Consider the following 23,252-nt stretch of genomic DNA (forward strand, 5'->3'; position numbering starts at 1 on the left):
GTGCGTCACGCACCCGGATGCCCGGTCGCGGGCGCGTCGTGTCCGAACTCGCCTCCCGCCGAGTGGTATTGGCATTCTCTTTTTCCGCAAGTACCATATCCATCAATGGACGACTTCGCGCACACCGCTTCCGGGTTGCCGCTGCGACCGGTGTACGGACCGGCGGACCGCGTCGCCGCGCCACCCGACCCCGGCCGGTTCCCCTTCACCCGAGGCAACTTCCCGACCGGGTACCGCGGTCGACTGTGGACGTTGCGGCAGTACTCGGGGTTCGGCACGGCCGAGGAGTCCAACCGGCGCTACCGGTACCTGCTCGACCAGGGCGGCACCGGGTTGTCGGTGGCGCTCGACCTGCCCACCCAGTGCGGCTACGACTCCGACGACCCCGAGGTGGCCGACGAGGTCGGGCGCGTCGGGGTCGCCGTCGACTCGCTCGCCGACGTGGAGATCCTCTTCGCGGGCATCCCGCTCGACAAGGTCAGCACCAGCTTCACGATCAACGGCACGGCCGCGATCCTGCTCGCGCTCCACATCGCCGCCGCGGAGCGCGCGGGCGTGCCCAGGGCGAAGCTCACCGGCACGATCCAGAACGACATCCTCAAGGAGTACGCCTCCCGGGGCACCTGGATCTGGCCGCCGGAGCCGTCGCTGCGGCTGATCGCCGACACCGTCGAGTTCTGCGCGGCGCAGGTGCCGAGGTTCAACGCCATCTCCGTGGCGGGCGCGCACTTCCGGGACGCGGGCGCGAACGCGGTGCAGGAGATGGCCTTCACCCTCGCCGACGGCGTCACCTACTGCGACACCGTGGTGGAGCGCGGCAGGCTGACCATCGACCAGTTCGCGCCGCAGGTCTCGTTCTTCTTCTACACCCACGGCGACTTCTTCGAGGAGATCGCCAAGTACCGGGCCGGCCGCAGGCGGTGGGCGACCATCGTGCGGGAGCGGTACGGCGCGAACACGGACAAGGCCTCCATGTTCCGCTTCGGCTGCGTCGCGGGCGGCGCCTCACTCCACGCACCCCAGGCGCACAACAACATCGTGCGCGTGGCCTACGAGGCGATGGCGTCGGTGCTCGGCGGGGTGCAGTCGATGTTCACCGCCGCGTGGGACGAGCCGTTCGCGCTGCCCAGCGAGGAGTCGGCCACGCTCGCCCTGCGGACACAGCAGATCCTCGCCCACGAGACCGGGGTCACCCGGGTCGCCGACCCGCTCGGCGGGTCCTACTTCGTCGAGGCGCTGACCGACGCCACCGAGGCGCGGATCGTCGAGATCATGGCCGACCTCGACGCGCACGGCGGCATGGTCCACGCCATCGAGGACGGCTACCTCCAGGGACTCATCGCCGACGCGGCCTTCCAGCTGCACAACGAGATCGAGTCGGGGGAGCGGCCGGTGGTCGGCGTCAACAGGTTCGCCACGGCCGAGGACCCGCCCGAGGTCGTGACCTACGAGCTGGACGCGGACGGCCGGGACGCGCAGCTCAAACGCCTCGCCGAGGTCAGGGCCACCCGTGACCCCGGTGCGGTCCGGGCCGCGCTCGCCGCCCTGTCCCGGGCCGCTGCGGGCACCGACAACCTCATGGGACCGCTGATCGACTGCGCCACCGCGTACTGCACGGTCGGGGAGATGGTCGGCGCGCTCACCGCGGTGTGGGGCGAGTTCCGGCAGCCGGTGGTGTTCTGATGCCCGCGCGCGTGCTGGTCGCCAAGCCCGGGCTGGACGGGCACGACCGAGGCGCGAAGATCGTCGCGCGGGCGCTGCGCGACGCGGGGTTCGAGGTCATCTTCACCGGGATCCGCCAGCGGGTCGAGCACATCGTGACCGTTGCCGTGCAGGAGGACGTCGCGGTCGTCGGGCTGAGCATCCTCTCCGGCGCGCACCTCACGCTGACCGCCCGGATCGTCGAGGGGCTGCGGGCGGCCGACGCGGCGAACATCGCGGTGGTCGTCGGCGGCACGATCCCGCCCGCCGACGTGCCCCGCCTCCTGGCCGCGGGCGCCGCCGCCGTGTTCCCGACCGGCACCCCGCTGGACACCGTCGTCACCGGCGTCGGCGCGCTCACCAGCCCACCACAGGAGAAGCCGTGCGCATCGGTGTGATGATCGGACCGGAGCGCGGCGACACCGCGCGCAAGGTCGAGCGGATGGTCGCCGACGTCCGGTGGGCCGAGGACGCCGGGCTCGACACGGCGTGGATCCCGCAGATCCCGACCGACTTCGACGCGTTGACCGCCGCCACGCTCATGGGGGCGGCCACGTCCCGCATCGAGTTGGGCACCGCGGTCGTGCCGCTCCAGGCGCAGCACCCGATCGCCCTGGCCCGCCAGGCGTTGTCCGCGCACGCGGTCACCGGCGGCAGGCTGGCGCTGGGTGTCGGGCCGTCGCACCACTGGATCGTGCGCGACATGCTCGGCCTGCCCTACGACCGGCCCGCCGCGTTCACCCGCGACTACCTCGACGTGCTGGAGCTCGCGCTGGACGGCCCCGGCCCGGTCGAGGTCGGCAACGACACGTTCCGCGTCCACAACCCGCTCGGCATCGGCCCGGTGGCGCGGCTGCCGCTGCTGGTCGCCGCGCTCGGGCCCGTGATGCTGTCGATCGCGGGGGAGCGGACCGACGGGACCGTGCTGTGGATGGCCGACGAGCGCGCCATCGCCGACCACGTCGTCCCCCGCATCACCAAGGCCGCCAAGAACGCGGGCCGCCCGGCACCCAGGGTCGTCGCGGGTGTCCCGGTCTGCCTGTGCCGTCCGTCCGAAGTGGATGCGGCACGCGAGCGGGCCAACCGGATCCTCGGCGAGGCGGAGATCTCGCCGAACTACCGGCGGCTCCTCGACCGAGGCAACGCCACCGACATCGGCGACCTGTGCGCGGCGGGCGACGAGAGGGCCGTCGCGGCCCGGCTGCGCTCGTTCGCCGACGCCGGGACCACCGACCTGTCCGTGCGGCTGCTGCCGATCGGCGACGACCGGGACGAGCTGGTCGCGTCCAAGGAACGCACCAGGGACCTGCTGTCCGCGCTCGCCGCGGAGCTGCGGTGAACGCGCCGCTCGCCGGTATCCGCGTCATCGAGGTCGGCACGATGCTCGCCGGCCCGTACGCGACGATGATGCTCGCCGACCTCGGCGCGGAGGTCACCAAGGTCGAGCCGCCGGGCGGGGACATCTCGCGCCGGGTGGGCGACTCCTACTTCGCGAGCCTCAACCGGTGCAAGCGCAGCGTGTGCCTCGACCTGACCACCGCGCAGGGCAGGCGACGGCTCGGCGAGCTGGTCGAGGACGCGCACGCGCTGCTGGTGAACCTGAAACCGTCGGCCATCCGCCGCCTCGGCCTCACCTACGAGGACCTGCGGCACAGCAACGAGCGCATCGTGTGCGTCGCGCTCACCGGCTACGGCCTCGACGGGGGCGACGAGCCCGCGTTCGACTACGTGGTCCAGGCCGCCACCGGCGTCGCCGCCCTGACCGGTGACCCGGACGGCCCGCCGACCCTGCCCGGGTACTCCTCCGCGGACAACTCGACCGGCCTCACCGCCGCGCTCGGGCTGCTGGCCCTGCTCGTGTCCGGCCGGGGCGGGCAGGTCGACGTGTGCCTGCGTGACGTCATGCTCTCCCAGCTCAACTACCGCGCGTCCGCCTACCTCAACGACGGCGTGGCACCGCGGCGGCACGCGTTCGGCGCGCACTCCTACTACGTGCCCGCGCAGCTGTTCCCGACCGCCGACGGCTACCTGGCCCTGTTCGTCACCCACGACGGCTTCTGGCGTTCCTTCGCCGCCGAGGCGGGAGTCGACGGCTTCGCGACGATGGCCGCCCGCGTCGCACACCGCGACGAGGTGCTGGCCGCCGTGACCACGGCGCTGGCCGCGGACACGGCCACGGGCTGGGAGGCGAGGCTACGCCCGCTCGGCGTGCCCGCCGCCGCCGTGCGCACGCTGCCGGAGGCACTGGCCGAGGCCCCGCACATGCTCGTACGAGCAGGAGACTTCACGCTGGTGGGCAGCCCAATCCGGCTCACAGGCCACACCCCGACCTACACCCCACCCCCACCCCCGCACTGAAGGACGCCTTCGTAACGCTGGCCGTACTGAAGGACGCCTTCGTAACGCCGGGCGCACTGATGGGAGCCTTCGTAACGTCGGCTGCACCGAAGGGACCCTTCGTAACGCTGGGCGCACCGAAGGCGTCCTTCAGTACCGTCATTCGTAGACCACCGTCACCGACGGGGTCTCCGGCACGCCCTGGCAGGTCAGGACGTACCCCTCCTCGACCTCCTCGTCGGTGAGCGCGTCGTTCACCCGCATCACCGCCCTGCCCTCCGTGAGCCTGGCCATGCACGTGGCGCAGTTGCCCGCCTCGCAGTTGAACGGCGGGTACAGCCCGGCGCGCCGCGCGCTCTCCAGCAGCGTCTCGTCCTCGCGCCTGGGCACCGTCGCGGTCCGCCCGCCGAGGTGGATCGTCACGGTCCCCGCCACCGGCGCGGCAGGCGCGGCGGCGCGCCGGGGCGGCCCGCCGCCGAACCGCTCGCCGAACACCTGGCCGGGGCCGGGCACCGAGGACTCCACGAGCGCCATGAACGGCTCCGGGCCGCAGACGTAGGCGTCCCCGTCCGTGTCGGCGCCGACGAACGCGCGGATCGCGTCGGCGTCGAGGAAGCCGCGCTCGTCGTCGAGGTGGCGGGTCACCGTCAGCCGGTCCGGGTAGCGCTCGACCAGCTCGGCCAGCACGGCGTCGAAGATCACCGACGACCGGTCCCGGTCGGCGCACAGCAGCCGCACCCGGCGGTCGGTGGCGGCGAGCGCGCTCTTGGCCAGCGACAGGACCGGGGTGATCCCGCTGCCGCCGCTGAAACCGAGCAGCGGCACCTCCGCCGGGCGCAGGCAGAACCGGCCCGTCGGCACGGTCATCTCCAGCTCGTCGCCCTCGGACACGTTGTCGTGCAGCCAGTTCGACACCGCGCCGCCCGGTACCCGCTTGACCGTGGTCATCAGCTCGTCGTCGGTCTCTGGTGCGCTGGACATGGAGTAGGACCGCAGCAGGTCCGTGTCGTGCACCCGCACGCGGAAGGTGCAGAACTGCCCGGCGCGGTAGGGGAGCGGCCCGTCCTCCGGCGCCAGCACGAACGTGCGCGCGTCGGCGCTCTCCTTGACGATCCGCGTCACCCTCGCGCGCCGGAACAACGGGGGTCTCGCCATGAACGTCTCCTCCTGGTATGAAGGTTCTATCCAGATGAGAATACTATTCTCACACGCGAGACGGGATTCTCCCAATGACGGAGCGCGTGGCACTCGCCTTCGAGGAGCGGGAGTACCCGCTGTCGCTGCTCGACGCGCTGGCGGGCGGGTTGGCGGCGACGCTCGCGCGCAGAGGGGTGCGTGCGGGACAGCGCGTCGCGCTGATGTCCTCCAACCGGCCGGAGTTCGTGGTGGCGGTGCGGGCGATCTGGCGGCTGGGTGCCGCGGTCGTGGTGCTGAGCCCGGCGTGGCGCACGGCCGAGGTCGACCACGCGCTGGCGGTCACCGGGCCCGCGCACGCCGTCGGCGACCACGAGGTGCTGGCCGCCGCGCTGCCGATGCTGCACCTCGACGAGCCGATCACCCCGGCCGATCACCCCGCGCCGGTGCCGGACCCGGCCGCCGACGCGGTGATGGTGTTCAGCTCCGGCACGACCGGGATGCCCAAGGCGGTCCGGCACACCCACGCCTCGTTCGGCGCGGCCGTGCGGCACTGGCGGGACGCCCTCGCGCTCACCGCGGCGGACCGCGTGCAGGTCACCACGCCGCCCTCGCACATCCTGGGGCTGCTCAACATCGTCACGGCCCTGGAGACCGGCGCCTGGCTGCGGCTGCACCGCCGGTTCGACCTCGACCGGATGCTGCACCACGTCGAGCTGGACCGGATCACCGTGGAGATGGCGGTCGCGCCGATCGCGCTCGCGCTGGCGTCGCACCCGAAGCTCGAGACCTACGACCTGTCCTCGCTGCGCTACATCATGTGGGGCGCGACGCCGGTGACGGCGAGCGTCGCCGAGACCGTCACGCGCCGGACCGGGGTCGGCTGGGTGCCGGCCTACGGCGCCAGCGAACTGCCCGTGATCACGTGCAACCCCCTCGACGGCGCCCGCCTCGACAGCGCGGGCCGGGCAGTCCCCGGGGTGACCCTGCGCGTGGTGTCCCTGGCGACCGGCGAACCGGTCGCCCCCGGTGAGCCGGGCGAGATCCAGGCACGCGCGGAGTCGCTCATGGCGGGCTACCTGCCCGCGGACGCGACGGCGGAGGCGTTCCACGACGGCTGGTACCGGACCGGTGACGTCGGCACGATCGACGCGGACGGCTGGCTGCGGCTCACCGACCGGTCCAAGGAGATGATCAAGGTGCGCGGGTTCCAGGTCGCGCCCGCCGAGGTCGAGGCCGTCCTGCACGGCCACCCGTCCGTCGTGGACTGCGCGGTGTTCGGCGTGCCGGACGACGCGGACGGGGAGGCGGTCGTCGCGGCGGTCACCACGTCCGGACCGGTCGCCGCGGCGGACCTCGTCGCGCTGGTCGGTGCGCGGCTCGCCTCCTACAAGCGGCCGCACGAGGTGGTGTTCGTGCCGGAGATCCCGCGCCTGCCGTCGGGCAAGGTGCTGCGCCGAGTACTCAGGGAGCGCCATGGACGCACGGCTGACCGGTGAGCAGCGCCAGCTGCGGGACGCGGCGGCCAGGCTGGCCGACGACCTCGGGCCGGGCTCGGTCGCGGACCTGTCCGACGTGGACAGGATCGCGCGGCTGGAGAAGGCGGTCGACGCCACCGGGTGGCGGTCCCTGCGCTCCGACGGCGCGTCGGGAGTGGAGGTGGCGCTGGTCGCCGAGGAGTTCGCCCGCGGGCTCGTCGACGTGCCCTTCCTCGGCCCGGTGCTGGCCGACGACCTCGGCGGCCACGTGGGCCCCGCGACCGTCGCGGTCGACGGGGTGGCGATCGACGCCCGCGGCGCGCGGCGGGTCCTCGTGCGGGTGGGCACGCGGGTGGTCGCCCGCACGGTCGGTGAGCCGGTCGCCTCGGCCGACCTCACCAGGACGAACGCCCGGCCGGCAGGCAGCCCCGAGCCCCTCGGTGAGCTGGACCCGCAACGGGCGCGGCGGTGGCGGGCTCTGGCATTGGTCGTCGCGTGCGCGGAGATGGTCGGCGCGGCGCGGGGTGCGCACGCGCTCGCCTGCGACTACGCGAAGGTGCGTGAGCAGTACGGCCGCACCATCGGCTCCTACCAGGCCGTGGCGCACCTGCTCGCCGAAGGGCTCGCGCTGGTCGAGGGGTCGGTGAGCGTGCTGCGGCACGCAGCGTGGGCCGTGGACGAGCTGAGTCCCGCGCAGGCGGTGCAGGCCGCCCGGGTCGCGGTCCTGTACACGGCACGCGCGGCGAGGACCGTGTGCGAGACGGGTGTTCAGGTGCACGGCGGCATCGGCAACACGTGGGACTGCCTCGCCCACGTGTACCTGCGGAAGGTCCTCGCCGACACGCGCCTGTTCCCGGTCACCCTCCAGGAGGTCCACAGTGGACTATCGTGACTCGGTCGGGGAGGCCGCGTTCCGGGACCGGCTGCGTGCCTGGCTCGCCGAGCACGCCGGGCAGTTCCCGACCTCCGGTGACGACTACTGGGCGCGGCAGCCCGACTGGCACCGGGCTTTGCACGCGGCCGGGTTCTTCGGGCTGTCCTGGCCCCGCGAGTACGGCGGCCACGCGCTGCCACCGGTCTACGACGTGATCCTCGACGAGGAGCTGGCGCGCGCGGGCGCACCGCCGCGCCCTAGCCTCGGCTACCTCGTGCAGGGGCTCGGCAGGCACGGCGGCGAGGAGCTGCGGCGGCGCTTCCTGCCCGGCATGATCGACGGCACGCAACGGTGGTGCCAGGGGTTCAGCGAGCCGGGCGCCGGGTCGGACCTGGCCTCGCTCACCACCACCGCCACCCGGCACGGCGAGGAGTGGGTCGTGCACGGCCACAAGGTGTGGACGAGCTACTCCGACGTCGCCGACTGGTGCCTGCTGCTCGCCCGCACGGACCCGACCGCGCCGCGCCACCGCGGCCTGTCGGCGTTCGTGGTCTCCATGCACCAGCCGGGGGTGACGCAGCGTCCACTGCGGATGATCAACGGCGTGACCCGCGAGTTCGGCCAGGTCACCTTCGACGGCGCGACGGTCCCCGCGGACCACCTGGTCGGCGCGCCCGGGGAGGGCTGGGCGCTGGCGATGACCGTGGTCGGGCACGAACGGGAACCGGCCGAGCTGGGTTTCTCCGCCCGGTACGGGAAACTCGTGCGCACCCTGCTGGGCCGGGTCGACGGTGAGCCGCCGCCGGAGCTGACGTGGGCGGCGGTCGAGACGGAGATGCTGCGCCTGCACGTGCGCAGGCGGCTCTCGGAGCGGCTCGACGGTGTGGTGCACGGACCGGACGGTTCGCTGGACAAGCTGCTGATGACGTGGGTCGAACAGTCCGTCGGGCACGCGGCGCTCGCGGTCGGCGGGGCGGAGTCGCTCGACGCCTACCTCTACAGCCGAGCGCAGAGCGTCATGGGTGGCACCTCGCAGGTGCAGAAGAACATCATCGCCGCGCGCATCCTGGGATTGGGGAGCTGACGTGTACGACATGCCCGACGAGGTCGAGGTGCGTGCCGACGGTCCGCTGAGGATCATCACGCTGAACCGGCCGGACGCGCTGAACGCCATGAACGACGTCCTGCACACCGCGCTGGCACGCCTGTGGCCCCGGCTGGGCGAGGACCGCGAGGTGCGTGCCGCGGTGCTCACCGGCCGCGGCAGGGCCTTCTCGGCGGGTGGTGACTTCGCCTACCTCGACGAGCTGCGCCGCGACGCCGACCTCCGCGCGGCGACGATCGCGCACGGCCGCGACATCGTCCTCGGCATGGCCCGGTGCCGGGTCCCGGTGGTCGCCGCGGTGAACGGCCCGGCGGTCGGGCTGGGCGCCAGCCTGGTCGCGCTCTGCGACATCGTCTACCTCGCGGAGACGGCCTACCTCGCCGACCCGCACGTCCAGGTCGGCCTCGTCGCGGCCGACGGCGGGCCGCTGACGTGGCCGCTGCACACGAGTCTGCTGCTGGCCAAGGAGTACGCGCTGACCGGTGCCAGGATCCCGGCGTCGCGTGCCGCGGAGCTGGGGCTCGCCAACCACGTCGTCGCCGACCCGCTGGCCGAGGCGCTGGCCTGCGCGAAGCGGATCGCCGGGCTGCCGAGGCAGGCGGTGGAGAGCACCAAGCGGCTGCTGAACCTGCACCTCGAACGAGCCGTGCTCGCGACACTGGACTTCGCGACCACGGCGGAGGACCAGTCGTTCCGCACCGACGACTTCGCGCGCACGATCGCCGGCCTCACAGCGAAGGACTGAGGCCCAGGAGCCGCTCCGACCGTTGCACGGTGCCGGTGATGCCGCCCGCGTCCTGACCGGCCAGCAGCACCGCCGCCGCGGCCATCGTCTCGGGTGGTTCGACGGCCTCGGGCGGCAGGTCCCCGCCGCCCGAGGCCACCCAGCCCTCGGTGCGCACGACCCGGTTGGGGCACAGGCAGTTCACCGCGATGTTGGCGCCGCGCAGCTCGGCCGCGAGCCCGAGGTAGAGGCGCTCGACGGCGGCCTTCGAGACCCAGTAGGCGTTGGCGCCGCGGTCGGTCATGCCGACGCCGGTCGTGGTGACCGCGACCAGCGAACCGCCGCCGCGCGCCCGCACGTGGGGGATGACGGCCCGGGTGACGAGGAAGACGCCGGTGAGGTTCACGTCGAGGCACCGCTGCCAGCGGGCGAGCGGGGTGGACTCGACGGGCCCGAGCCAGAGCACCCCGGCGTTGGCGACGAGGACGTCGATCCCACCGAACTCGGCGACCGTGGCGGCCACGGCCGCCTCGACCGACTCCTCGGACGTGACGTCACAGGGAACGGCCAGCGCGTCGCCTCCCGCCGCGTGGATCCGTTCCACGACACCGTGGATGGTGCCAGGCAGCCTGCCACGCGACTCGGACCGCGCGGCGACCGCGACCGCGGCCCCCGCCCCGGCGAGCCCCACGGCCACCGCCGCACCGATCCCACGACTGGCCCCCGCGACGAACGCCACCTTCCCGACCAGCGCCCGCCCCCTCACCGCCCCCGCCCACTGCACTGAAGGACGCCTTCGTTACGCCCAGCGCACCGAAGGCGTCCTTCAGTACACCGGTCACGTGCGCCCGTCACTTCGGGGGGAAGCGGAGCGCGCCGTCCAGGCGGATGACCTCGCCGTTGAGGTAGTCGTTCGCGCAGATGTGCTCCACGAGCGCGGCGTACTCCGGCGGTTGGCCCATGCGCTTCGGGTGCGGGACCTGCGGGCCCCAGTAGGCCTCCAGCTGCTCGCCGGACTTGCCGTAGGCGGGCGTGAGGAAGGTGCCCGGCGCGATCGTGACCACCCGGATGCCCAGCGGCGACAGGTCCCGCGCCGCGACGACCGTCATGCTGACCACCCCGCCCTTGGCCGCCGCGTACGGGATCTGGCCGATCTGGCCCTCGTAGGCCGCGATCGACGCGGTGCTCACGATGACCCCCCGGCCGCTCCCGGTCGGCTCCTGGCCCGCCATGGTCGCCGCCGCGAGGCGCATGACGTTGAAGACACCGGTCAGGTAGACGTCGATGGTCGTGCGGAACCCCGCGAGGTCCAGCGGCTCGCCGGTCTTGCCGACCAGCCGGCCGCCACTGGCCGGTCCGCCGTGGGCGTCGACCGACACGCGCAGCGGGGCGACTGCCGCGGCCTCCGCCATGGCCGCCCTCACGCTGTCCTCCGACGTGGCGTCCGTGCGCACGTACCGGACACCCAGCTCGTCCTCGAGGGCCTTGCCCTTGTCGTCGGCGAGGTCGGCGACGACGACCTTCGCGCCCGCCGCGTGGAGCCGCCGCACGGTCGCCTCGCCGAGCCCGCCCGCGCCGCCGACCACGATCGCCGACGTCCCGCTGATGTCCATGGGCGATGTCCTCTCTTGCAATTGGCACTCTTCGTTCGAGAGAATAGCATTCTCATGAACATCAGCATGATCCTCGAGATGGCGGCGTCGGCCGGTGACCGGGTGGTGGTCACGGCCGAGGGCCGGTCGCTGACCGCCGCCCGGCTCCTCGACCTGGCGCGTGCCGCGGCCGAGCGCTTCCTCGGGCATCCGGCGGTCCTCTACCTGGGCGCCAACCACCTCGCCTACCCCGTGGCCCTGTTCGGGGCGGCGTCGGCAGGCGTGCCGTTCGTGCCCCTGAACTACCGGCTGGGCGACGAGCAGCTCACCCGCCTGCGGGCCCGGCACCCCGGCGCGCTGGAGCTGCGCCCCGAGGACCTCGACGACCTGCTCGACGGCCCCGACGCCACCGTCCCCGTCGCGGTGCCGCAGGACCCGGACGCGGTCGCGGTCCTGATCTACACGAGCGGGACGACCGCGGCGCCCAAGGCGGCGGTGCTGCGCCACCGGCACCTGCTCGCCTACGTGCTCAACACCCTGGAGTTCGGCTCGGCCGAGCCTGCCGACGCCGCGCTGGTGACCGTGCCGCCCTACCACATCGCGGGCCTGACCAACCTGCTCTCGAACCTCTACACCGGTCGCCGGATCGTCTACCTCGCCGCGTTCGACGCGGCCCGCTGGCTGGAGACGGTCCGGCGCGAGCGGATCACCCACACGATGGTGGTGCCGACCATGCTGGCACGCGTCGTCGCGGCGGTGGCCGGTGCCGACGCGGGCACGCCGACCCTGCGCAGCCTCGCCTACGGCGGCGCCAGGACCCCGCGTGCCGTGGTGGAGCGTGCGCTGGAGGTCTTCCCCGGCACCGGTTTCGTCAACGCCTACGGGCTGACCGAGACCGCGTCCTCGATCGCCGTCCTCGGCCCGGAGGACCACCGCGCCGCGGTCGCGTCGGGGGAGGAGGCCGTGCGGGACCGGCTCGGCTCTGTCGGTCGCGCCCTGCCCGGCGTCGAGATCCAGATCCGCACGGCCGACGGCACGCAGGCCGCCACGGGGGAGACGGGGCTGGTGTTCGTGCGGGGCGACCAGATCTCGGGGGAGTACGGCGGCACGAGCGCCCTGGACACGCAGGGCTGGTTCCCCACCCGCGACCTCGGGCGGCTCGACGCCGACGGGTACCTGTTCGTCGAGGGACGCGCCGACGACACGATCATCCGCGGCGGCGAGAACATCGCCCCGGCCGAGATCGAGGACGTCCTGCTCGCGCTGCCCGGCATCGTCGACGCGGCGGTCGTCGGCGTGGCGGACCCCGAGTGGGGCCAGCGCATCGTCGCCGTCGTCGTCGGCGAGGGCGAGCCCGCCGAGATCCGCGCGTGGGTCCGGGCGCGGCTGCGCTCGTCGAAGACCCCCGACACCGTCGTGTTCCGCACCGAGCTGCCCAAGACCGAGACCGGAAAACTACTGCGCCGCACGTTGCTGGCCGAGTTGGAGAGCACCCATGCCTGAGGCAGTACTGGTATCCGCCCTGCGCACCCCCGTCGGCACCGCGTTCCGGGGCACGCTGCGCGACACCTCCGCGTTCGACCTCGCCCACCACGTCGTCACGTCCGCACTGTCCGAGGTGGACCCCGCGCTGGTCGACGACGTGGTCCTCGGTGAGGGCCTGCACGGCGGCGGGGACATCGCCCGGCACGCCGCGATCACCGCCGGGCTCACCGGAGTGCCCGGCCTTGCGGTGAACCGGCACTGCGCCGCGGGCCAGTCGGCCGTGCAGACGGCCGCCGCGAGCATCCGCGCCGGCATGGACGAGCTGGTGCTCGCGGGCGGGGTCAACTCGGCGTCCACCGCGCCGAGGTCCCGCGTGCAGGTCGACGGCGAGTGGGTCGACTGGATGTCGCCGACCCACCCCGACCGGCCGGACGCGCCCAACAAGGACATGTCGATCACCGTCGGCTGGAACGCGGCGGTGAAGGCGGCCGTGACCCGCGAGGCGATGGACGCGTGGGCACTGCGTTCGCACCGCAACGCCGTCCGCGCCATCGACGAGGGCAGGTTCGACGCCGAGATCCGGCCCATCGCGACACCGCACGGGCTGTTCGCGGTCGACGAGCACCCGCGTCGCGACACGAACATGGACAAGCTCGCGAAGCTCAGGGTGCTGCACCCGGAGATCGAGGGGTTCAGCATCACGGCGGGCAACTCCTCCGGCGCCAACGACGGCGCCGCGATCCTCGCCGTCGCGAGCGACGCGCTGGGACTGCCCGCGTTGGCCAGGGTCGTCTCGTGGGCGTCGGTCGGTGTCGACCCCGCCGAGACCGGCATGGCCGCGGTGGGGGCCATCCCGAAGGCACTCGGCCGTGCCGGTATGTCCGTCGCCGACGTCGACCTGTTCGAGATCAACGAGGCGTTCGCCGCGATGTGCGTGGCGACGGTCGAGCTGCTGGGCCTGGACGCCGACCGCGTCAACGTCAACGGCAGCGGCTGCTCGCTCGGCCACCCGGTCGCGGCCAGCGGGGCGCGGATGCTCGTCACGCTCACCCACGAGCTGCGCAGGCGCGGCGGCGGCGTCGGCGTGGCCGCGATGTGCGCGGGCGGCGGCATGGGCTCGGCGACCGTCATCGAGGTCCCGGCCCCCTGACCCGACCCCGCCCCCCCGCCCCGACCGCACTGAAGGACGCCTTCGTAACGCCCAGCGCAACGAAGGCGTCCTTCAGTGCATCCACGCCGGGCCGGGTGCTACCCCAGCGCCGCGACGATCTGCGGGAGGTCCACCGTGGTCCGGATGCCGGGTGGGGCCGCGCAGACGACCGGCACCGCGTTGACGGCGCGGTTGGCCGTGTAGCCCGGGGTGACCGAGGCGATCGTGTCGAGGGGGACCGGGAACCGGATCGCGATGTCCAGCGGGGCGTCGCCCTCGACGGTGACCTGCCAGCCGGTGTCGCGGACGTCCCAGGCGGGGGTCAGGTCCGTGGTGCAGTACCAGGTGGCGCGGAAGCGCAACAGGACCCGGTCCGCGCGCACGCCCTCGACCGTGATGCGCTGCGCCGCCACGGTCCCCGACCGCAGCGTCCCGGCGGCGATCTCCGTGGTGTCCCGGGCGGTCGCGAACTCGCCGTGCGAGCGCAGCGCGTCCAGCGGCACACCCAGTGCGTCGGCCACCAGGCGCAGCGACGGCCCGAAGCCGGCCTGCGCGTGCGCCACCCGTCCCGCCAGGTCGGTGCTGGACCGGCCGAAGCCCATCAGGTCGAACAGCAGCTCCGGTGAGTCGCGGTAGGACAGGTCGGCGAACTCGTCGACCGTGAGGGTGTCCAGGCGCCGCTGGGTCGAGCTGAGCACCAGCGGCAGCGCCTCGGAGATGAAGCCGGGGCTGCTGCCGGTGCTGTGGACCGACGTGCCGCCCTCGGCGCACGCGGCCACCACCCGGTCCCGGACCTCGGCGGCCATGCTCGCCGGGTGGTGGAACTCGCCGCAGGTCGTGACGACGTTCGCTCCCGAGGACAGCAGCCGGCAGACGACGTCGAGGTCGCACAGGCGCGGCATGTACAGCACGCAGTCGGCGCCCAGGGCCACGATCTCGTCGACGTCCCGGGTCGTCGTGACCCCGGTGGGGGACAGGCCGCAGAGCGCGCCCGCGTCCTGGCCGGCCTTGTCCTCGGCGTAGACGTACACGCCCGCCAGCGCCAGGTCCGGGTGCCGGACCACGGCACGCAGCGCGTGGGTCCCGATGTTCCCGGTGGCCCACTGGACGACACGACAGGTCATCTCACACCTCGCTGTGGAAACGCAGGAGTGCCTCCTGGGCGTAGGAGGCGACGAGCGTGCCGTCCTCGGTGTGGACGTCGCCCCGGCCGAAGCAGCGGCCGTGCGCGAGCAACGGGCTGTGCTGGCGCAGCAGCAGCCACGTGTCCGTCCGGAAGGGACGGTGGAACCACAGCGTGTGGGACGTGACGGCGGAGGTGAACGCCCGGCCGGTGTCCCGCTGCCCGACGCCGTCGACGTGGCGCAGCGCGGTGGCGATGAGGCTCAGGTCGGTGGCGTACGCGGTCAGTGCGGGCGCCAGGTCGGGCTCGGTGGGCGGGGTCCGCATCCACAGGTCCACCTCGGGTGTGCCCGCGGCGGTGGCGTCCAGGTCGGCCAGGGACCGGGTGTCCCACGGCAGCAGGTCCAGCTCCAGCCGGTGCTCCGTGCCGGGCACGGTGGGCACGGCGGCGGCGGTCTGCCGGTCGAGGCCGTCCTCGCCCGCGTGCGTCGACGCCGACGCGGTGGCGACCACGCCGCCCGCCTGCCGGGCGAGCACCGACAGCGTGGCGAACGTGGCGCCCTCGTGGTGGCGGGTCACCTCGTAGCGGACCGGCTCGTCGGTGCGGCCCGCGCGGGAGAACACGACGTGCAGCGACTTGACCGCCTTGCCGGGGCAGGACAGCGCCGCCGCGCGGACGAACTGCGCGAGGAGTTGCCCGCCGAACACGCGGTGGTAGGTCAGCTGCTGGTTGCGGCCGTCGAACGTGCCTGCCGCGGCGGCGGGCACGAGGTCGAGGCAGTCGAGGAGGTCACTCCAGAGGTCGGCCACACCGCCGAGTGTAAGTGATGCTCTCGCAAGATGAGAACCCTGTTCTCGCGCGAGTTACTTGGCGAACCCCCGTGCGCAGAACTCCCAGATCTCGTCGGCGGTGATCGGGTGCGCGGTCTCCTCGTCGGCGGCGCCGCCGGACTGGGCCACGAACATGACCGTCTGCATCGTCAGGGCGGCGAGCCTGCGCGGGTTCGTGCCGGGACGCAGCTTCCTGGTCTCCTCCAGCTCGGTCATCAGTTCGGTGAGCAGCGCCATCAGCGGGGCGTGCGCGATCTTGACCTCGGCGGGGTGGGAGATCAGCAGCTGCGGCGCGAAGTCGGTGAACAGCGGCCGCTGCGCCGTGGGGTCGGGACGGGACAGTTCGAAGAGGAGCTTGACGGCGATCTCGAGCCGTTCCATGGCCTTCTTCTCGCTGGTCGCCGCGGCGCGGATCTGGTCGGCCGCACGACGCATCGCGTCCTCGAACAACGCCAGCAGCAGCTCGTGCTTGCCGTTGAAGTGCTGGTAGAAACTGCGCAGCGACTGGCGGGAGCGGTCGACGACCTCCTGCACCGTGAAGTCCGTGGTGCCCTTCTTGGTGATGATCGCCTGCGCGGCGTCGAGGAACCGCTGCACCCGCTGCTCGGCGCGCAGCTTGGCCGCTTTGGTGGAACGTTCGACCGCGCGCTGCTTCCACGCGGGCTCCTCGCTCGGGCTACTCACGAGCGGTCCCGGGGTGTGCGCCACCAAGAGAACATGACTTCACTGTACCGGTAGAAGGGACGCACCAGGCATAACACGCCCCCAGGAAGTTGAGACTATCGCTATCCTCAGGTGAGAATGATATTCTCACGACGGTATCTGCCGGCCCGTTCCGAGCGGGGGAGCCGCCGTGATCTTCGAGTTCGACGCCGATCAGAGACTTCTGCGGGACACCGTCCGCGAGGTCCTCGACAAGGAGTGCTCGGCGGCCTTCGTGCGTGCCGTGGTGGACGACGGCGCCGACCCGGACCCGCTGTGGCACACCTGTGTCGACCTCGGCTGGACCGAGCTGACCGGCGCGGACGAGGTGGTCGAGCTGGCGGTCGTGCTCGAGGAGCTGGGCCGCCACACCGACCCCACCCCCTACCTCGCCACGATGACCCAGTTCGCCCCGCTCGCGCCCGGCGCGGCGAAACCGGACCGGACGGGCGCGGCCGTGTTCGACGGTGTGTCGGCCCGCGCGGACGGGAGCGCCTGGGTGCTCGACGGCACCGCGTCCCACGTGCTGGACGGCGACCGGGCCGAGTGGCTCGCGGTCGTGACCGGCGCTGGCGTGTTCACCGTCCCCGCGACGGCGGCGCACGTGACCAGGGCCTCGGTCTTCGACCCGCTTCTGCACGTCGCGGAGGTCGCCTTCCGCGGGGTGCGGGTGAGCACCGACGACCTGGTCGAGGTCGACGCCGGTCGGGCGCGGCAGGTGGCCGTCACCGGTCTCGCGATCACCATGGTCGGTGCCTGCCGCCGCATCCTGGACCTGGTCCTCGCCCACGTCAGGGACCGCCACCAGTTCGGCGCGCCCGTCGGGTCCTTCCAGGCCGTGCAGCACAAGGCGGCCGACATGCACGTGGCGATCGAACGGGCCCGCGCGCTCGCCTACTTCGCCGCACTGACCCTCGCCGCCGACGACCCGCGCCGCACGCTGGCCGCGTCGATGGCCAAGGCGGCGGCAGGCGAGTGCCAGTCCCTGGTGTTCCGGCACGGGTACCAGCTGTTCGGGGCCATGGGCTACACGTGGGAGAACGACGTCCAGTTCGCGCTCAAGCGGGCCAAGGCGGGCGAGCTGATGCTCGGTGGCGCGGCGGAGCACCGGGCACTGGTCGCACAGGGAGCATCATGCGGTTGAGCTTTGACGCCGACGTCGAGGCGTTCCGGGCCGAGTTCGTCTCTTTTCTGGACGCACACGTGCCGAAGGAGGCGGGCACCCGTTCCCGGTCCACGGCAGACGTGCCGGACTGGGCGCGGGCCTGGCAGCGGCTGCAGTTCGACGAGGGCTGGCTCGTGCCGGGCAACCCGCCCGAGTACGGCGGCCGGAACGCGACGCTGCTGCAGCAGTACGTCCACCTCGAGGAGCTGTCCAGACGGCGGATGGTCCAGAGCTTCAACCCCCAGGGCCTCGGCATCATCGCCGCGTCGCTGCTGTCGTTCGGCACCGAGGAGCAGAAGCGCCGCTGGGCCGTGCCGATCCTGCGGGCCGACCGCACGGCCGCGCTGGGCATGAGCGAGCCAGGCGCGGGCTCGGACCTGGCGTCGCTGCGCACCAGGGCCGTCCTGGACGGCGAGCACTTCGTGGTGAACGGGCAGAAGGTGTGGACCTCCGGCGCCCACGACGCGGACGTGCTGCTGACGTTCGTCCGCACCGACCAGGACGCGCCGAGGCACCGGGGCATCAGCGTGCTGCTGATCCCCACGGACCTGCCCGGCGTGACGCGCCGCCCGTTCGGCTCCATCGCCGCACGCGACGACCTCGACTTCAACGAGGTCTTCCTGACCGACGTCCACGTGCCGGTCGAGAACCTCGTCGGCACGCTGAACGGCGGCTGGCGGGTGGCGACGGGTTCGCTCGGCCACGAGCGCACCCTGATGTGGCTGCACTTCGCCGACCGGCTGGAGGACCTGGTCACCGACCTCCGCCCGGACGACCCGCTGACGGCCGACCGGTACGCCACGCTCGTCATGGACCTGCACGCGCTGCGCCTGCTCGGGTCCGCGGCCCTGGCCGAGGCCGCGCGCGGCGAGCAGGACGTCGCGGGCCTGTCGGTGCTGAAGCTGCTCGGCTCGGAGGCCGTGCAGAACGCGACCGAGCACGCGCTGGCCGCGGCAGGCCCGTCCGGGCTGGCGCACCCGGCCGTGACCGGCGACGCCGCCCACCCGCACCTGAGCATGGAGTCCTTCACCGCCAGCTGGTTCGAGCGCTACGCGAGGACCTTCGGCGGCACCATCGCGGGCGGGACGTCCGAGATCCAGCGCACGATCATCGCCGAGCGGGTGCTCGGCCTCCCCCGAAGTCGAGGAGCGTTGCCGTGAACGTGGTGTACGAGGTCGCCGACCGGATCGCGACGATCACCCTCAACCGGCCCGAGGTCGCCAACGCGCAGAACGCCGAACTGCTCGACGAGCTGGACGCGGCGTGGACGCGGGCGGCGGCCGACGAGGACGTGGTGGTGATCGTGCTGCGGGCCGAGGGCAAGCACTTCTCCTCGGGTCACGACCTGAAGGACCGCTGGCCGGAGCCGAAGGAGATCACCCTCGAGTGGATCTACCAGGCGGAGAGCAGGCGGTACCTGGAGTACACGCTGCGGTGGCGGAACGTGCCGAAGCCGTCGATCGCGGCCGTGCAGGGCCGGTGCATCGCGGGCGGGCTGCTGCTGTGCTGGCCGTGCGACCTGATCGTCGCCGCGGACGACGCGAAGTTCTCCGACCCGGTCGTGATGATGGGCATCGGCGGGGTCGAGTACCACGGGCACACGTGGGAGCTGGGTGCCCGCAAGGCCAAGGAGATCCTGTTCACCGGTCGGCCCGTGACCGCACTGGAGGCCGAGCAGGTCGGCATGGTGAACCAGGTGGTGCCCCGCGACCGGCTCGACGAGGAGACCCGGGCACTGGCGCTGCGCATCGCCAGGATGCCACCGTTCGCGCTGCGACAGGCCAAGCGTGCGGTGAACCAGACACTGGACGTGCAGGGCTTCCAGACGGCGGTCCAGGCGGTGTTCGACGTCCACCAGACCGGACACGGCAACGCCCTGAGCGTGAACGGCTACCCGATCCTGGTCGAACTGGACGAGATGAAGACCAAGATCGAGTGAGGCGGTGTGCCCTACCCGCTCATGGCGACGAGCGGCGCCTGGGCCAGGTCCGCGACCCGACCTGACGGCGGTCGCGTACCCCGAGACGTCGCGGCAGCTCCGGCAGGACCGCACTGCGCCGCGGAGGTGGGCGACCCGCCGGGCCGCGCCACGTTCGCGGGCGGGTACCGGCTTTGCGGATGAGCGCGGAGGTGGGCGAACCGAGGGCCGGGCCACGATCCCGGACGGGGTGTCGGTTTTGTGGGTGGGTGTCGAGCGACCCCGCCGCCACCGCCGTGCTCCGCGAGGCATGGGGCGTGCCGTCGGGGCCGGTCGTGCACCTCCTCTGCACCTCCGAACGCCGAGGTGGTTGTGGGTGGTTCAGAGGTGAGTGAGTCGAGGGGCCGAGCCGCGTTCGCGGACGAGCGTGCCTGCCTCGCGGGTCAGCTCCCGGGTGCTGCCGAGGAGGCCGTCGAGGACGAGGGCGCGCCGGACGTGGCGGTGCAGGGCGTGCTCGGCGGTGAAGCCGATACCGCCGAGCACCTGCTGGCAGTGGCGGGCGGCCGTCAAGGCCGCGGCCCCCGCCGCGGCCTTGGCCAGCAGCGAGCCGAGGTCGTCGGAGGCCAGTGCCAGCGTGGCCTCGGCGCCCTCGACCGCGACGTGAGCCTCGGCGAGCCGGTGCCGAACCGCCTGGAACGACGCGAGTGGCCTGCCGAACTGGGTGCGGTCCAGAACGTGCCGCCGTGCCAGGGCAAGCATGGCTCGGCCGGTGCCGACGAGCCACCAGCCCAGCGCCCGCCGCCCGGCAGCGAGCGGAACCGCGCTCCCGGCGGCGACCCGGCGCAGTGGCAGCTCCTGATCGAGCCCACCCCCGTGCCCCTCGCGCTCCCACACGACCCACGCCCCGCCCGCATACGGGAGACGAAGGACGCCTTCAGTGCGCCGGCCGTTATGAAGGCGTCCTTCGTTGCGCTGAGCGTTGGGAAGGCGTCCTTCAGTGCGTTGGGGCGGGGCCAGCGGTGGGGGCGGGTCGGCGCGGATCACGTCGTTGAGCAGGGGGGCGTGGGCGCCCGTCTCGCCCAGCAGGCGGAACACCAGCGGCACGACCACGTCGGGGTACCCGGCCAGCATGTCCGGCCAGCCGAGGTCGTCCAGCGCCGCGGCCAGCTCGGGGCCGGTGGCCGTCGTCATCGTCTTGAGCAGGGTCGTGGTCAGCAGCGCGACCTCGTCGACGTCCACGGGTCACTCCCTGCCGAGGTCGAGCAGTCTGCGCGCGATGATGTTGCGCTGGATCTCCGCGGTGCCCCCGTAGATGGTCGCCGCGCGCGAGTACAAGTACTCCGTGCGCCAGGACGAGTCGCCCAGCTCGATCTCGCCCGGCAGCAGGTCGCGGGCGGTGTCGAACACGAGCTGCTCCGCCGTGGCCAGCAGGACCTTGTCCACCGACGTCTCCGGGCCGAGCCGCCCACCGTCGGCCAGCCTGCGCTGTGTGCCGTGGGAACGGCAGCGGGCGGTGTGCAGCGCCAGGTACGCGGCACCCAGCGCGGCATCGTCCTCGACGGACACCTGCGCCCCCAGGCGGTCCAGCCGCGTGTACAGGTGCGCGATCCGGTGCCAGAAACAGGTCGAGCGCTCGTGTGGCAGCAGGTCCATCGCGAGCGCCCACCCGTCGCCAGGCGCGCCCAGCATGCGGTCGCCCGGCACGACCACGTCGTCGAGGAACACCTCCGCGAACTCGTCGACCCCGTGCATCGTCCGCAGTGGACGGACCGTGATGCCCGGGGTGTCCATGTCGACCAGGAACGCGGTGATCCCGCCGTGGCCCGGCGCCGTGCGGGTCAGCAGCACACAGCGCGCGGCGTACTGGGCGAGGCTCGTCCACACCTTCTGCCCGGTGACCACCCAGTCGCCACCGCGCGCCACGGCTCGCGTGGTGAGCGACGCGAGATCGCTGCCCGAACCGGGTTCGGAGAAGCCCTGGCACCACTGCTCCCGGCCGCTCAGCAGCAGCGGCACCACCCGCGCCGCCAGGGCCGCCGGGCCGTGGGAGATGACCGACGGGACGAGCACCTCGACCATCGAGTAGATGCCCGGCTCGGCCAGCTCCCTGGTGGCGACCTCCTCGCCGAGCACCGCCCGCAGCACGGCCGGCCCGCCGAGACCGTCCACCTCGGACGGCCAGCCGTACCGCATCCAGCCCGCGTCGTAGAGCGCGCGGCGCACGCGGGCGAGCTGCGCGACCTGTGCGTCGAGCGACTGGTCCGCGCCGGGGGACAGGTCGTTCGTGTCGAGCCAGTCCCGCACGGCCGTCCGGAACTCCGCGACCCTCACGGCCGCTGGTAGGCGTGCGGCCGCCCCGAGTCGTGCGCGCCGCTGCGGCGGATGAACGTCATGGCCCGCGTCCGCAGCCGCCAGCCGTGCGCGGTCCTGGCGTAGGTGTCGGTGTAGTAGCCGATGCGCAGGTCGTGCGTGGCGTGGTCGACGAAGCACAGCGGCTGGGTGCCGGTGCCGGTGTCGCCGTCCAGCTCCACGACCGCGGTCCCGGTGAGGAACAGGCCCTTCGGCGCGGCGTCGACCAGCGCCGGGAACTCGTCGAGGCCGTAGGTGTCGCCGAACGCGCTGTAGGTGCCGTCCGGGGTGAACACGGCGAGCAGGCCGTCGAGGTCGCCCCTGGTGATCGTCACCGCGTACCTCGCCAGGAGCTGGTGGATCGCCATCAGGTCATCGGTGGACATACACCTTCCCGCCCTTCATCACGAACCGCACGTCCTGGGTGACGGTGATGTCCCGCAGCGGATCGCCCGGCACACCGACGACGTCGGCGAGCAGCCCCTCGCCCAGCCGGCCCCGGTCGGTGACGTCGAGCAGCTCCGCCGCGGTGACGGTCGCCGCCCGCAGCACGGCGAGCGGCGGCATGCCCCGGCTCACCAGCGCGACCAGCTCGTTGGCGTTCCTGCCGTGCGGGATCGCGGGCGCGTCGGTGCCCACGGCGATCCGCACGCCCGCCTCGTACGCGGCCCGCACGGACTCGCGGGCGCGCGGGAACATCTGCTCGGCCTTCTCCCGCAGCTCCGGCGCGGCGTTGGACACGTCCATGCCGTCGGCCAGCGCGGTCGTCGGGACGAGGAAGGTGCCGCGCTCCACCATCAACGCGATCGCGTCGCCGTCGACGAGGAAGCCGTGCTCGATGCAGTCGATGCCTGCCCCGACCGCCGCCCGCACCGCGTCGGCGCCGTGCGTGTGCGCCGCGACCCGCAGCCCGCGCCGGTGCGCCTCGTCGACGATGGCGCGCAGCTCCTCGTCGGAGTAGTGCTGCGCGCCCGGCAGCCCGGTGTGGGACATGACCCCGCCGGAGACGCACACCTTGATCAGCTTCGCGCCGTGCTTGATCTGGTACCGCACGGACTTGCGGACCTCGTCCACCCCGTTGGCGATGCCCTCCTCGACCGTCAGCGGCAGGACGCCGGGGGCGAACGCGGCGAACATCGTCGGGTCGAGGTGTCCGCCGGTGGGGGTGATCGCGTGCCCGGCGGGCACGACCCGGGGGCCGTCGATCCAGCCCGCGTCGATGGCCCTGGCGAGGGCCACGTCGAGCAGGTAGCCGCCGGTCTTGACGAACAGTCCCAGGTTGCGGACGGTCGTGAACCCGGCCCGCAGCGTGCGACGGGCGTTGCCGACGGCACGCAGCATGCGCAGCGGCGGGTCGTCCTGGACGGGGGAGTACGCGGCGGTCTCGCCCCGGCCGCCCATCAGGAGGTTGACCTCCATGTCCATCAGGCCGGGCAGCAGGACCAGGTCACCGAGGTCGAGCACCTCGCCGTCGGGGGTCCCGCCGACACCGGCGATCCGGTCGTCCTCGACCCGGAGGACGCCGGGGCGGACGATCTCACCGGAGTCGACGTCGAGCAGCCCGGCGGCACGCAGCGTCAGCACG

At 73.0% G+C, this 23,252-nt stretch carries 23 protein-coding genes; 13 read left to right on the forward strand and 10 right to left on the reverse strand.

Annotated features, from left to right (window positions below; translation table 11 throughout):
- The first annotated feature begins 105 nt into the window (after positions 1-105).
- The 4 genes from CLV71_RS20965 to CLV71_RS20980 are packed head-to-tail and all read left to right on the forward strand — an operon-like array spanning position 106 to position 4,059.
- A complete protein-coding gene (locus CLV71_RS20965) occupies positions 106-1,683 on the forward strand; it encodes a methylmalonyl-CoA mutase family protein (RefSeq protein ID WP_133904508.1) in 1,578 nt (525 codons plus the stop codon).
- On the forward strand, positions 1,683-2,099 hold the full coding sequence (locus CLV71_RS20970) for a cobalamin B12-binding domain-containing protein (protein ID WP_133904509.1): 417 nt from the start codon (positions 1,683-1,685) through the stop codon (positions 2,097-2,099). The genes CLV71_RS20965 and CLV71_RS20970 overlap by 1 nt, the downstream gene beginning before the upstream one ends.
- Positions 2,084-3,040 carry an LLM class F420-dependent oxidoreductase gene (locus CLV71_RS20975; RefSeq protein WP_133904510.1) on the forward strand — a complete coding sequence of 319 codons (957 nt, stop codon included), beginning with the start codon at positions 2,084-2,086 and terminating at the stop codon, positions 3,038-3,040. Before CLV71_RS20970 ends, CLV71_RS20975 begins: the two co-directional genes overlap by 16 nt.
- Positions 3,037-4,059, forward strand: a complete 1,023-nt coding sequence (locus tag CLV71_RS20980) for a CaiB/BaiF CoA transferase family protein (protein ID WP_133904511.1) — start codon at positions 3,037-3,039, stop codon at positions 4,057-4,059. The genes CLV71_RS20975 and CLV71_RS20980 overlap by 4 nt, the downstream gene beginning before the upstream one ends.
- A gap of 138 nt (positions 4,060-4,197) precedes the next feature.
- Here the strand turns inward: CLV71_RS20980 and CLV71_RS20985 are convergent, their stop codons facing one another.
- Positions 4,198-5,193, reverse strand: a complete 996-nt coding sequence (locus tag CLV71_RS20985) for a ferredoxin--NADP reductase (protein ID WP_133904512.1) — start codon at positions 5,191-5,193, stop codon at positions 4,198-4,200.
- Between the two features lie 74 nt (positions 5,194-5,267).
- Between CLV71_RS20985 and CLV71_RS20990 the strand changes: the two genes are divergently transcribed.
- From CLV71_RS20990 to CLV71_RS21005, 4 genes are read left to right on the forward strand one after another with little or no spacing between them, the layout of a single operon-like run.
- Complete coding sequence (locus tag CLV71_RS20990) at positions 5,268-6,671, forward strand: class I adenylate-forming enzyme family protein (protein WP_133904513.1); 1,404 nt, start codon at positions 5,268-5,270, stop codon at positions 6,669-6,671.
- A complete protein-coding gene (locus CLV71_RS20995; protein WP_133904514.1) occupies positions 6,649-7,542 on the forward strand; it encodes an acyl-CoA dehydrogenase family protein in 894 nt (297 codons plus the stop codon). Before CLV71_RS20990 ends, CLV71_RS20995 begins: the two co-directional genes overlap by 23 nt.
- Complete coding sequence (locus CLV71_RS21000; RefSeq protein ID WP_133904515.1) at positions 7,529-8,608, forward strand: acyl-CoA dehydrogenase family protein; 1,080 nt, start codon at positions 7,529-7,531, stop codon at positions 8,606-8,608. The genes CLV71_RS20995 and CLV71_RS21000 overlap by 14 nt, the downstream gene beginning before the upstream one ends.
- A gap of 10 nt (positions 8,609-8,618) precedes the next feature.
- Entirely contained in the window at positions 8,619-9,374 is a 756-nt protein-coding gene (locus CLV71_RS21005; protein WP_208297670.1) for an enoyl-CoA hydratase/isomerase family protein, read from the forward strand.
- On the opposite strand, the gene CLV71_RS21010 is transcribed toward CLV71_RS21005, so the two are convergent.
- Together CLV71_RS21010 and CLV71_RS21015 are read right to left on the reverse strand one after the other, a co-directional pair.
- Positions 9,358-10,119, reverse strand: a complete 762-nt coding sequence (locus CLV71_RS21010; protein ID WP_133904517.1) for an SDR family NAD(P)-dependent oxidoreductase — start codon at positions 10,117-10,119, stop codon at positions 9,358-9,360. The two genes, CLV71_RS21005 and CLV71_RS21010, sit on opposite strands and share 17 nt — an antisense overlap.
- 85 nt (positions 10,120-10,204) lie before the next feature.
- Positions 10,205-10,966 (reverse strand): SDR family NAD(P)-dependent oxidoreductase, encoded by a 762-nt coding sequence (locus CLV71_RS21015; protein ID WP_133904518.1) that lies wholly within the window; start codon positions 10,964-10,966, stop codon positions 10,205-10,207.
- A 54-nt stretch (positions 10,967-11,020) separates the two neighbouring features.
- Here CLV71_RS21015 and CLV71_RS21020 point away from each other — a divergent pair, with 54 nt between their 5' ends.
- Both CLV71_RS21020 and CLV71_RS21025 read left to right on the forward strand, forming a co-directional pair.
- Positions 11,021-12,448: a class I adenylate-forming enzyme family protein gene (locus CLV71_RS21020; RefSeq protein WP_133904519.1), complete on the forward strand. Its 1,428-nt coding sequence runs from the start codon at positions 11,021-11,023 to the stop codon at positions 12,446-12,448.
- The gene (locus CLV71_RS21025; protein WP_133904520.1) at positions 12,441-13,580 is read left to right on the forward strand and encodes a thiolase family protein; all 1,140 of its coding nucleotides are present in this window, start codon (positions 12,441-12,443) and stop codon (positions 13,578-13,580) included. Before CLV71_RS21020 ends, CLV71_RS21025 begins: the two co-directional genes overlap by 8 nt.
- Before the next feature lie 98 nt (positions 13,581-13,678).
- On the opposite strand, the gene CLV71_RS21030 is transcribed toward CLV71_RS21025, so the two are convergent.
- From CLV71_RS21030 to CLV71_RS21040, 3 genes are read right to left on the reverse strand one after another with little or no spacing between them, the layout of a single operon-like run.
- Positions 13,679-14,704 carry an NAD(P)H-dependent amine dehydrogenase family protein gene (locus CLV71_RS21030; RefSeq protein ID WP_133904521.1) on the reverse strand — a complete coding sequence of 342 codons (1,026 nt, stop codon included), beginning with the start codon at positions 14,702-14,704 and terminating at the stop codon, positions 13,679-13,681.
- Between the two features lies 1 nt (position 14,705).
- A complete protein-coding gene (locus CLV71_RS21035; RefSeq protein ID WP_133904522.1) occupies positions 14,706-15,512 on the reverse strand; it encodes an acyl-CoA thioesterase in 807 nt (268 codons plus the stop codon).
- Positions 15,513-15,566: 54 nt separating this feature from the next.
- On the reverse strand, positions 15,567-16,217 hold the full coding sequence (locus CLV71_RS21040) for a TetR/AcrR family transcriptional regulator (protein WP_133904523.1): 651 nt from the start codon (positions 16,215-16,217) through the stop codon (positions 15,567-15,569).
- Positions 16,218-16,386: 169 nt separating this feature from the next.
- On the opposite strand from CLV71_RS21040, the gene CLV71_RS21045 reads away from it, so the two are divergent.
- From CLV71_RS21045 to CLV71_RS21055, 3 genes are read left to right on the forward strand one after another with little or no spacing between them, the layout of a single operon-like run.
- The gene (locus tag CLV71_RS21045) at positions 16,387-17,379 is read left to right on the forward strand and encodes an acyl-CoA dehydrogenase family protein (RefSeq protein WP_133904524.1); all 993 of its coding nucleotides are present in this window, start codon (positions 16,387-16,389) and stop codon (positions 17,377-17,379) included.
- A complete protein-coding gene (locus tag CLV71_RS21050; protein WP_133904525.1) occupies positions 17,370-18,560 on the forward strand; it encodes an acyl-CoA dehydrogenase family protein in 1,191 nt (396 codons plus the stop codon). Before CLV71_RS21045 ends, CLV71_RS21050 begins: the two co-directional genes overlap by 10 nt.
- Positions 18,557-19,339 (forward strand): enoyl-CoA hydratase, encoded by a 783-nt coding sequence (locus tag CLV71_RS21055; RefSeq protein ID WP_133904526.1) that lies wholly within the window; start codon positions 18,557-18,559, stop codon positions 19,337-19,339. The genes CLV71_RS21050 and CLV71_RS21055 overlap by 4 nt, the downstream gene beginning before the upstream one ends.
- Positions 19,340-19,699: 360 nt before the next feature.
- On the opposite strand, the gene CLV71_RS21060 is transcribed toward CLV71_RS21055, so the two are convergent.
- From CLV71_RS21060 to CLV71_RS21075, 4 genes are read right to left on the reverse strand one after another with little or no spacing between them, the layout of a single operon-like run.
- Positions 19,700-20,557 (reverse strand): acyl-CoA dehydrogenase family protein, encoded by an 858-nt coding sequence (locus CLV71_RS21060; protein ID WP_208297646.1) that lies wholly within the window; start codon positions 20,555-20,557, stop codon positions 19,700-19,702.
- Positions 20,558-20,560: 3 nt separating this feature from the next.
- Complete coding sequence (locus CLV71_RS21065; RefSeq protein ID WP_133904527.1) at positions 20,561-21,649, reverse strand: acyl-CoA dehydrogenase family protein; 1,089 nt, start codon at positions 21,647-21,649, stop codon at positions 20,561-20,563.
- Entirely contained in the window at positions 21,646-22,053 is a 408-nt protein-coding gene (locus CLV71_RS21070; RefSeq protein ID WP_133904528.1) for a nuclear transport factor 2 family protein, read from the reverse strand. Before CLV71_RS21070 ends, CLV71_RS21065 begins: the two co-directional genes overlap by 4 nt.
- Positions 22,040-23,251, reverse strand: coding sequence for a metal-dependent hydrolase family protein (locus CLV71_RS21075; RefSeq protein ID WP_133904529.1), 1,212 nt, complete (start codon positions 23,249-23,251; stop codon positions 22,040-22,042). Before CLV71_RS21075 ends, CLV71_RS21070 begins: the two co-directional genes overlap by 14 nt.
- Between the last annotated feature and the right edge of the window lies 1 nt (position 23,252).

The organism is Actinophytocola oryzae, from assembly GCF_004364325.1.
GTDB lineage: Bacteria > Actinomycetota > Actinomycetes > Mycobacteriales > Pseudonocardiaceae > Actinophytocola > Actinophytocola oryzae.